The sequence below is a fragment of the Rhizobacter sp. genome (assembly GCF_031412495.1).
GTDB lineage: Bacteria > Pseudomonadota > Gammaproteobacteria > Burkholderiales > Burkholderiaceae_C > Schlegelella_A.
Genome location: NZ_JANODC010000082.1, coordinates 1 through 8,790 on the forward strand (window position 1 = coordinate 1; position 8,790 = coordinate 8,790).

Genomic DNA, 8,790 nt, shown 5'->3' on the forward strand with positions numbered 1-8,790 from the left:
GCAGGTCATCGACCCGGTAGGCCCGGATCGATTGCACGATGTTTGGACGGACTGTCTGCAAGAGCATGTCTCGTTCCTCCTGTTCAAAGAAAAGCTGTGCTGCGCTCATGGCGTGATCCGGTTGAAACGGTTGTAGTGGTCGGCTGTGTAGTAGCACGCGCTCGGGGCGGCCGGTTCGCGGCCGCCGCAGACGATGCGGCGCGCGCCCCGGTCCCGGGAACCCGGCGTGGGAACGGTGTATTCGCGGTAGTACCCACGCGGTTCCGTGGGCAGCCGCCGTTCGCGATTGCCGAAGACCATGCCGTCCTTCGGGTAGGCGAACGGCCCGCCGGCGTGGATCTGCCGGTGCACGGCTTGCGCTTCAGCGGGAAGGCCGGCGAGCGGTACGGGCGAGGCGAGGGACGCCTGATCGCGGGCCTGGACCGCACCGATCGACAGCAACCCTGCGACGCCGATCCCCGCCCCCCACCGGAGCAGTGGCCGCCACGGCTGCAGCCGACCCAAGAAAACCACGGGAAAATCCCTGAACGAACAATCGGTTGATGTTACCGAAACAGGGCGGAAACCTCAAGCCTTTGCTGCAAAATCGGGCACGAACGGCCTTGTATTAGTTAGCGCATACTCTCTCGAAAAGCCACTCACCTTAACGCGTTGGCATCCATGACCGCCAGGGCCGTCATGTTAATGATGCGGCGCACGGTGGCCGACGGGGTGAGGATGTGCACCGGCTTGGCGGCACCCAGGAGAACGGGCCCGATGGCGATGCCGCCGCCGGCCGCCGTCTTCAGCAGGTTGTAGGCGATGTTGGCCGCATCGATGTTCGGCAGCACGAGCAGGTTGGCCTCGCCGGTCAGCGGGCTGGAGGGCATCACCTCCTTGCGGTAGCGGGCGTCGAGTGCGGCGTCGCCGTGCATTTCGCCATCGACCTCGAGCCAGGGCGCGCGCGCATTCAGGAGCGCCAGCGCGTCGCGCATCTTCACCGCCGAGGGCTGATTGCTGGAGCCGAAGTTGCTGTGCGAGAGCAGCGCCGCCTTGGGCTGCAGGCCGAAGCGCATCATCTCCTCGGCGGCCATGACGGTGATCTCGGCCAGCTGCTCGGCCGTCGGGTCGTAGTTGACGTGCGTGTCGACCAGCATCACCTGCCGGCCCGGGAGGATCAGGCCGTTCATGCAGGCGTAGGTGCGGGCGCCTTCGCGCAGCCCGATCACCTGGTCGATGTAGTGCAGGTGCATGTTGGTGGTGCCCCACGTGCCGCAGAGCATCCCGTCGACCTCGTCGGTGCGCAGCAGCATCGAGCCGATCAGCGTCAGCCGGCGCCGCATCTCGATCTTCGCCAGCTGCGCCGTGACACCCTTGCGTGCGGTCAGCTGGTGATAGGTCTGCCAGTACTCGCGGAAGCGGTGATCGTCTTCGGTGTCGACGAGGTCGTAGTCGCGCTCGGCGACCAGGCGCAGCCCGAACCGGGCGATGCGCTGAGCGATCACCGCCGGCCGGCCGATCAGGGTCGGGCGCGCCAGGTGCTCGTCGACGACCACCTGCACGGCGCGCAGGACTCGTTCTTCCTCGCCCTCGGCGTAGGCAACGCGCTTCTTCACCGCCATCTTGGCCAGGTTGAAGATCGGCCGCATCGTCGTGCCCGATGCGTAGACGAAGGCCTGCAGCTTGTCGCGGTAGGCGTCCATGTCGGCGATCGGCCGCGACGCGACGCCGGAATCGGCCGCTGCCTGGGCCACGGCCGGCGCGATGCGCATCATCAGGCGAGGATCGAAAGGCTTCGGGATCAGGTACTCCGGGCCGAAGCTGAGCGTCACACCGGCGTAGGCGGCGCTCACGACTTCGTTCTGCTCGGCCTGGGCCAGCCCGGCGATGGCGTGGACGGCGGCGATCTCCATCTCCACCGTGATCGTCGTCGCGCCGCAGTCGAGCGCGCCCCGGAAGATGTAGGGGAAGCAGAGGACGTTGTTGACCTGGTTCGGGTAGTCCGTGCGGCCGGTCGCGATGATCGCGTCGCTGCGCACCGACTGCACCTCCTCGGGCAGGATTTCCGGGGTCGGGTTGGCGAGCGCGAAGATCACCGGGTTCGGCCGCATGGTCGCCACCATCGCCGGCTTGAGAACGCCGGCGGCCGACAGGCCGAGGAAGATGTCGGCGCCGGCGATAACGTCGGCGAGCGTGCGGTGCGGCGTGTCCTGGGCGAAGACGATCTTGTCCTCGTCCATCAGCTCGGTGCGGCCCTGGTAGACCACGCCGGCCAGGTCGGTGACCCAGATGTTCTCGCGCCGGATGCCGAGCTTCAGCAGCAGCCCCAGGCAGGCGATCGCCGCGGCACCGGCGCCGGAGGTGACGAGCTTGACGTCCTCGATCTTCTTGCCGCTCACCTTCAGCGCGTTGAGCACGCCGGCGCCGACGACGATCGCGGTGCCGTGCTGGTCGTCGTGGAAGACCGGAATGTTCATCCGCGAGCGCAGCGCCCGCTCCACGTAGAAGCAGTCGGGCGCCTTGATGTCCTCGAGGTTGATGCCGCCGAAGGTCGGTTCGAGGGCAGCGATCAGGTCGATCAGCTTGTCGAGGTTCTTCTCGTTGACTTCGATGTCGAAGACGTCGATGCCGGCGAACTTCTTGAACAGCACGCCCTTGCCTTCCATCACCGGCTTGGCGGCGAGCGGGCCGATGTCGCCGAGGCCGAGCACCGCCGTGCCGTTGGTGATGACGGCGACCAGGTTGCCGCGCGCCGTGTAGCGGAAGGCGTTCGCCGGGTCGGCGACGATCTCCTCGCAGGCCGCGGCGACGCCGGGCGAATAGGCCAGCGACAGGTCGTGCTGGTTGACGAGCTGCTTGGTTGCCGCGATGGCGATCTTGCCCGGCACCGGGAACTCGTGATAGTCGAGCGCGGCGCGGCGCAGCTCGGCCGCCTTCTGTTCGGAGTTCGACATGTTCACGGAAGGCCGGCTCGTGGTTCGTTCGGGTCGAAGGGCGGGTACGCGGCGGATCATTGCAGAGATGCCGCCGCGCGCGCCCCCCGGTGTTCCCCGGGGTGAAGTGTGCCGCTTCGGGGGCGCCGATAATCGGCCGTCAGCATGGCCACCCTCGGCGAGTTCGAGCTCATCGAACGATTCTTCACGCGGCCCACCGGCCGCGCCGCGCTCGGCATCGGCGACGACTGCGCGCTGCTCGCACCGGCTCCCGGGCTGTCGCTCGCCGTCTCCTGCGACATGCTGATCGAGGGGCGTCACTTCGTGTCCACGGTGGCGCCCGATCGCCTCGGCCACAAGGCGCTCGCCGTCAACCTGAGCGACCTCGCCGCCTGCGGCGCGCGGCCGCTGGCGTTCACGCTGGCCCTGGCCCTGCCGCGCGCCGAGGAGGCTTTCCTCCAGGGCTTCGCTCGCGGGATGTTCGCGCTCGCCGAGCGGCATGGCTGCGAGCTCGTCGGCGGCGACACGACGCGCGGCCCGCTCGCCATCTGCATCACGGTTTTCGGCGAGGTCGCCCGTGAATCGGCGCTGCTGCGTTCGGGAGCGCGGCCGGGCGACGAGATCTGGGTCAGCGGCTGCCTCGGCGATGCGCGACTCGCGCTCGAGGCGTTCCGCGGCACATTGACGCTGGAGACAGCCGCATTCACCCGGGCCCGCGACGCCATGGAGATGCCTGAGCCGCGGGTCGGCCTCGGCCTTGCGCTGCGCGGAATCGCCAGCAGCGCGATCGATGTCTCGGACGGTCTTGCCGGCGACCTCGCCCACATCCTGCGCTGCTCCGGCGTCGGCGCGGTCGTCGACGTCGACGCCCTGCCGCGCAGCGGCGTCCTGGCAGCCCAGCCGCAGACGACGCAGCGCGAGTGCCTGCTCGCCGGCGGCGACGACTACGAGCTGGCGTTCACCGCCGCGCCGGACCGTCACGACGACGTGCTCGCCGCCGGCGCGGCGGCGGCCGTGCAGGTCACACGCATCGGCGCTGTGGAGGCCGGGGGCGGGCTGCGCCTCGTCGACGCCAGTGGCCGGTCGCTGCCGAACGAGGTCGCGTCGTTCGACCACTTCAAGTCCTGAGCCGGGAGAGCGACCGTGAGTACGCCCGACCCGGCCCTCAACCGGCCCCTCGAAGGCGCCGGCCGCCGGCCCGGCTGGCGCTTCCTGTTCGCCCACCCGGCTCACTTCATCGCCCTAGGCGCCGGCGCCGGCCTGGCCCGGCTCGCCCCCGGCACGGTCGCGACGCTGCTCGCCTGGCTGACCTACGCCGCCTGGGCCGAGCCGCTCGACCACGGTGGCCGGGCCGCGGTGCTCGCCGGTGCGCTGCTGCTGAGCTGGTGGGCCGGCACCGTCACCGCGCGCCACCTGGCCCAGGCCGACCCGTCGGCCATCGTGTGCGACGAGATCGTCGCCTTCTGGCTCGTCCTCTGGCTGCTGACGCCTGCGAGCTTCGCCGCCCAGGCGGTCGCCTTCGTGCTGTTCCGTGTCCTCGATGCGGCCAAGCCGGGGCCGGTGGCGTGGGCCGATCAGCTGTTCAAGGGCCAGCGCGGCGCCACGATCGGCTGGGCGCAGGGCTTCGGGATCGTCTTCGACGACCTCGTCGCCGCCCTCTGCACGCTGTTCCTGATCGCGTTGTGGAGGTGGTTCTGAGCCGCCTCGAGGAACGCGTCGAGCGCCTCGCCGCCGCGCTGATGGCCCGCGCCGCGACGATCGCGACCGCCGAGTCGTGCACGGGCGGCCTGATCGCCGCCGCCTGCACCGCGAAGGCCGGCTCCAGCGCCTGGTTCGAGCGCGGCTTCGTGACCTACTCGAATGCCGCGAAGGCCGAGATGCTCGGCGTGCCGGAGGCGACGATCGCAGCGCACGGGGCGGTCAGCGCGGAAGTGGCCGCGGCGATGGCCCAGGGGGCGCTGGCGCGATCGCCGGCCAGCTTCTCGGTCGCCGTCACCGGCATCGCCGGCCCCGGCGGGGCGACCCCCGGCAAGCCGGTCGGCACCGTCTGGCTGGCGGTCTGCGGGCGCGGCGCCGCGCCGGCGACGACCTTTCTGCAGGCCGGCGGCAAACGGGCGGCCGTTCGTGAGCAGACCGTGCTCGCGGCGCTCGACCTGCTCCTGGCGCGGCTGGCGCAGGTCTGAGCGTCCGTCGCGCGATGAGCGCGAGTGGCCCGCGAGACTGCCTCAGGCAAGGAGGGCGAGGCGGACGATCGGCCGCGTGCCGGTGCGCGAGGTTTCCTCGACCAGCATCAGCACCAGCCGGCGCAGCGCCTGCCACGGGTCGAGCGGCCACTCCGGGTGCTTCAGGCCCTTGACCAGGCCGTCGCAGACCTGCGCCGCGTCGAGCAGGTGCGCCAGCGTCGTGTCGCCGAGCAGGGTCACGGCGCGCTCGAAGATCCGCTCCTTGGCGCCCCACACGCGCGCTTCGCGCAGGGCCAGCGGCAGCGGCTTGCCGGCGCCGAGCGCGTCCTTGACGCGCTTCAGTCCGCGGATGTCCTCGGCCAGGGTCCAGTGCACGAGCACCGGCGCCTCGCCTTCGGCCTGCAGGCCGTCGAGCATGCGCAGCGCGCGTACCGTCTGCCCGGCGAGAACCGCCTCGCCGAGCTTGAACACGTCGTAGCGCGCGACGTTGAGGACCGCGGCCTCGATCTGCTCGAAGGACAGCTCGCCCGCCGGGTAGAGCAAGGCCAGCTTCTGGATCTCCTGATGCGCGGCGAGCAGGTTGCCCTCGACGCGGTCGGCGAAGAAGGCCAGCGCCTGCTGCCCGGCGCTGCCGGCCCCGACGCGCTGGCCCTGCGCCGCCAGCCGCTCGGCGATCCACTGCGGCAGCGCCTTGCGCTCGACCGGGTCGACGCGGACGCTGATGCCGGCCCTGTCGAGCGCCGCGAACCAGGCGCTCGACTGCTGCGAGCGGTCGAGCCGCGGCAGCTGGACCAGAGTGACCACGTCGCGCCCGCCGCCGGCTTCGGCGCTCTCGCAGTAGCGCTGCAGCGCCTCGGAGCCGTCCTTGCCCGGCTTGCCGGAAGGAATGCGGATCTCGACCAGCTGCCGGTCCGAGAAGAGGCTCAGCGCCTGGGCCGCGCCGAGCAGGCTGCTCCAGTCGAAGTGGGCGCCGGCGACGGTGTGGACCTGGCGTTCGCCGCAACCGGCGGCCCTCGCCGCAGCTCGGATCGTGTCGCAGGCTTCCTGCGCCAGCAGGGGCTCGTCGCCCCATACGGTGTAGAGCGGCCGGAGCTCGCGCTTCAGGTGCGCCGCCAGCTGCTCCGCTCGCAGCAGCATCAGACTTGCTGCACCGAGGCGAGCCGGCGCAGCACCTGGGACACGATGTCGGCCTGCATGGCGCGGTAGAGGAAGGCCTCTTCCTGCTCCTTGGCCAGGGCCGCGGCCTCGGAGTAGGTCAGCGAGCGGGCGAGGACGATCTCGCTCGAGGGAATGAGCTCGCGGCCGACGGCGGAGCGGAGCTCGAAGCGGAACCGGTAGCGCAGCTCGAACTCGCGGATCTGGTTCGCCGCGGTCTGCGCGACGACGCTCTTCTCGCGGGCCTCGCCGAGCGCCTGCAGGACGACCTGCGCCTCCTGGCCGGCCTCGACGACGCGGGTGTTCGTGCTCGCGTCGATGTGCATCCTCAGCTCGGCCGCGAGCGGCGACCGGGCCGGAAAGCCGCGCAGCTGGATGGTGCGAAAGCGCAGCTCGGGGGCCCGCTTCATCTCGAAGCCGCAGCCTGCGAACGCGGCGAGCGGGACGACGAGCAGTGCCCGGCGCCGCATCAGACGACGACGTTCACCAGCCGCCCGGGCACCACCTTGACCCGCTTCACCGGCTGGCCCTCGGCGAACTTGGCGAACTCGGGGCTGGCGAGGGCGGCGTCCTCGATGGTGCGCTCGTCGGCCGACGCGGCGACCCTGATCCGGCCGCGCAACTTGCCGTTGATCTGCAGCATCAGCTCGATCTCGGCCTGCACCAGCGCCGCGTTGTCGACGACCGGCCAGGGTGCATCGAACAGGGGCCCCATGTCGCGGTCGTAGCCGAGCTCGTTCCAGACCCGCCACGCCGTGTGCGGGCAGACCGGATAGAGCACCCGCAGGAGCACGCCGAGGCCCTCGCGCAAGGCAGCTGCATCGGCCGCCGCGCCCGACGCGCCGGCCGCATGGGCCTCGAGCGCGTTGAGGAGCTTCTGCGCACCCGAGACGACGGTGTTGTATTGCATGCGCTCGTAGTCGTAGCTGACCTGGCGCAGCAGCGAGTGGACCTCGTGGCGCAGCGACGCGGCGCGGCCGCGCGGGCTCTGCCGCGCCTCGGCCGTGCCCAGCGTGTCGAGGTGCCGGGCGGCGAAGGACCAGAGGCGCTTCAGGAAGCGGTTCGCTCCGGCGACGCCGGCGTTGTTCCAGTCGAGGGTCTGCTCCGGCGGCGAGGCGAACATGACGAAGAGGCGGGCCGTGTCGGCGCCGTAGCGATCGATGAGGTCCTGCGGGTCGACGCCGTTGCGCTCGGTCTTGCCCATCTTCAGCATGCCGCGGTAGGTGACGACGGTGCCGTCTTGCAGACGGCCCGCCTTTTCCAGGGTTGCTCCCTCCCCAACCCCTCCCTCCGAGAGGGAGGGGCCGACCCCGTTGGGGTCGCTCTTTTCGTCGACGGGGGTCACTTCGTCGGGCGGGAAGTACTCGATGCCGCCCTGCGCCGTCGGCCGGGCCCATACGTGGTTCAGGACCATGCCCTGCGTCAGCAGGCGCGTGCACGGCTCGTCGATGTCGACCAGCTTCAGGTCGCGCATCACCTTGGTCCAGAAGCGCGCGTAGAGCAGGTGCAGGATGGCGTGCTCGATGCCGCCGATGTACTGGTCCATCGGCATCCAGTACGCCGTGCCGGGGCCGACCATCGCATCGTCGAGCTTGGGGTCGCAGTAGCGCATGAAGTACCACGCGCTGTCGACGAAGGTGTCCATCGTGTCGGTCTCGCGCCGCGCCGGCTTGGCGCAGCGCGGACACGGCACGTTCAGGAACGACGCGTCCCGGGCCAGGGGGTTGCCCGCGCCATCGGGGATCAGGTTCTCCGGCAGGACGACCGGCAGGTCCTTCTCGGGCACCGGCACGACGCCGCAGGTATCGCAATGGATGATCGGGATCGGCGTGCCCCAGTAGCGCTGCCGGCTGATGCCCCAGTCGCGCAGGCGCCATGTCGTCTGCTTGCCGCCGAGGCCGCGGTGCGCCAGGGCCGCGGCCACCGCGTCGACGGCGGCCGGGTGCTCGAGGCCGCTGTAGACGTCGGAGTTGATCGTCACCGCGCCTTTGGTCTCGGCGTACCAGTCCTGCCAGCGCGCGTACGAGAAATGCTCGCCGTCGATGTGGATGACCTGGAGCAGGTCGATTCCGTAGGTTTTCGCGAACTCGAAGTCGCGCTCGTCGTGCGCCGGCACGCCCATCACGGCGCCGTCGCCGTAGTTGATGAGGACGTAGTTGCCGACCCAGAGCGGGATGGGTTCGTGGCTGAGCGGATGCTCGACCGAGAGGCCGGTGGCGATGCCGCGCTTGGCCTGGGTGGCGAGCTCCGCCTCCGTGGTGCCGCCGGCGCGGCAGGATGCCAGGAAGGCGGCGACCTCGGGATTCGACGCGGCGGCATGCAGGGCGAGCGGATGCTCGGGGGCGACGGCACAGAAGGTCCCGCCCATGATGGTGTCTGCACGCGTCGTGAACACGTACAAGCGGCCCCCGCCGATGAGCTCGCCGTCGGCGCCGCGGATCCGGTGCGGGAAGGCGAAGCGGACGCCCTCGCTGCGGCCGATCCAGTTCTCCTGCATGGTCTTGACGCGCTCGGGCCAGCCCGGCAGGCCGCTCTTCACA

General features: G+C 70.6%; 8 protein-coding genes. 3 read left to right on the top strand and 5 right to left on the bottom strand.

What is annotated here, in order from left to right; genetic code table 11:
• Positions 1-105: 105 nt before the first annotated feature.
• The gene (locus tag AC30N0_RS02955; RefSeq protein WP_489516448.1) at positions 106-504 is read right to left on the bottom strand and encodes a guanyl-specific ribonuclease; all 399 of its coding nucleotides are present in this window, start codon (positions 502-504) and stop codon (positions 106-108) included.
• Between the two features lie 134 nt (positions 505-638).
• Complete coding sequence (locus tag AC30N0_RS02960; RefSeq protein WP_489516442.1) at positions 639-2,933, bottom strand: NADP-dependent malic enzyme; 2,295 nt, start codon at positions 2,931-2,933, stop codon at positions 639-641.
• A gap of 144 nt (positions 2,934-3,077) precedes the next feature.
• On the opposite strand from AC30N0_RS02960, the gene thiL reads away from it, so the two are divergent.
• The 3 genes from thiL to AC30N0_RS02975 are packed head-to-tail and all read left to right on the top strand — an operon-like array spanning position 3,078 to position 5,095.
• Positions 3,078-4,040, top strand: coding sequence for a thiamine-phosphate kinase (thiL, locus tag AC30N0_RS02965; protein ID WP_489516443.1), 963 nt, complete (start codon positions 3,078-3,080; stop codon positions 4,038-4,040).
• A 15-nt stretch (positions 4,041-4,055) separates the two neighbouring features.
• Entirely contained in the window at positions 4,056-4,610 is a 555-nt protein-coding gene (locus AC30N0_RS02970; protein ID WP_489516444.1) for a phosphatidylglycerophosphatase A family protein, read from the top strand.
• Entirely contained in the window at positions 4,607-5,095 is a 489-nt protein-coding gene (locus tag AC30N0_RS02975) for a CinA family protein (RefSeq protein ID WP_489516449.1), read from the top strand. Before AC30N0_RS02970 ends, AC30N0_RS02975 begins: the two co-directional genes overlap by 4 nt.
• A 42-nt stretch (positions 5,096-5,137) precedes the next feature.
• Here the strand turns inward: AC30N0_RS02975 and holA are convergent, their stop codons facing one another.
• The 3 genes from holA to leuS form a co-directional block, all read right to left on the bottom strand.
• Entirely contained in the window at positions 5,138-6,232 is a 1,095-nt protein-coding gene (gene holA, locus AC30N0_RS02980; protein WP_489516445.1) for a DNA polymerase III subunit delta, read from the bottom strand.
• Positions 6,232-6,720 (bottom strand): LPS-assembly lipoprotein LptE, encoded by a 489-nt coding sequence (locus AC30N0_RS02985; RefSeq protein ID WP_489516446.1) that lies wholly within the window; start codon positions 6,718-6,720, stop codon positions 6,232-6,234. The genes holA and AC30N0_RS02985 overlap by 1 nt, the downstream gene beginning before the upstream one ends.
• Positions 6,720-8,790, bottom strand: a 2,071-nt coding sequence (gene leuS, locus AC30N0_RS02990; RefSeq protein ID WP_489516447.1) for a leucine--tRNA ligase, incomplete at its 5' end; no start/stop codon positions are given. The genes leuS and AC30N0_RS02985, both read right to left, overlap by 1 nt.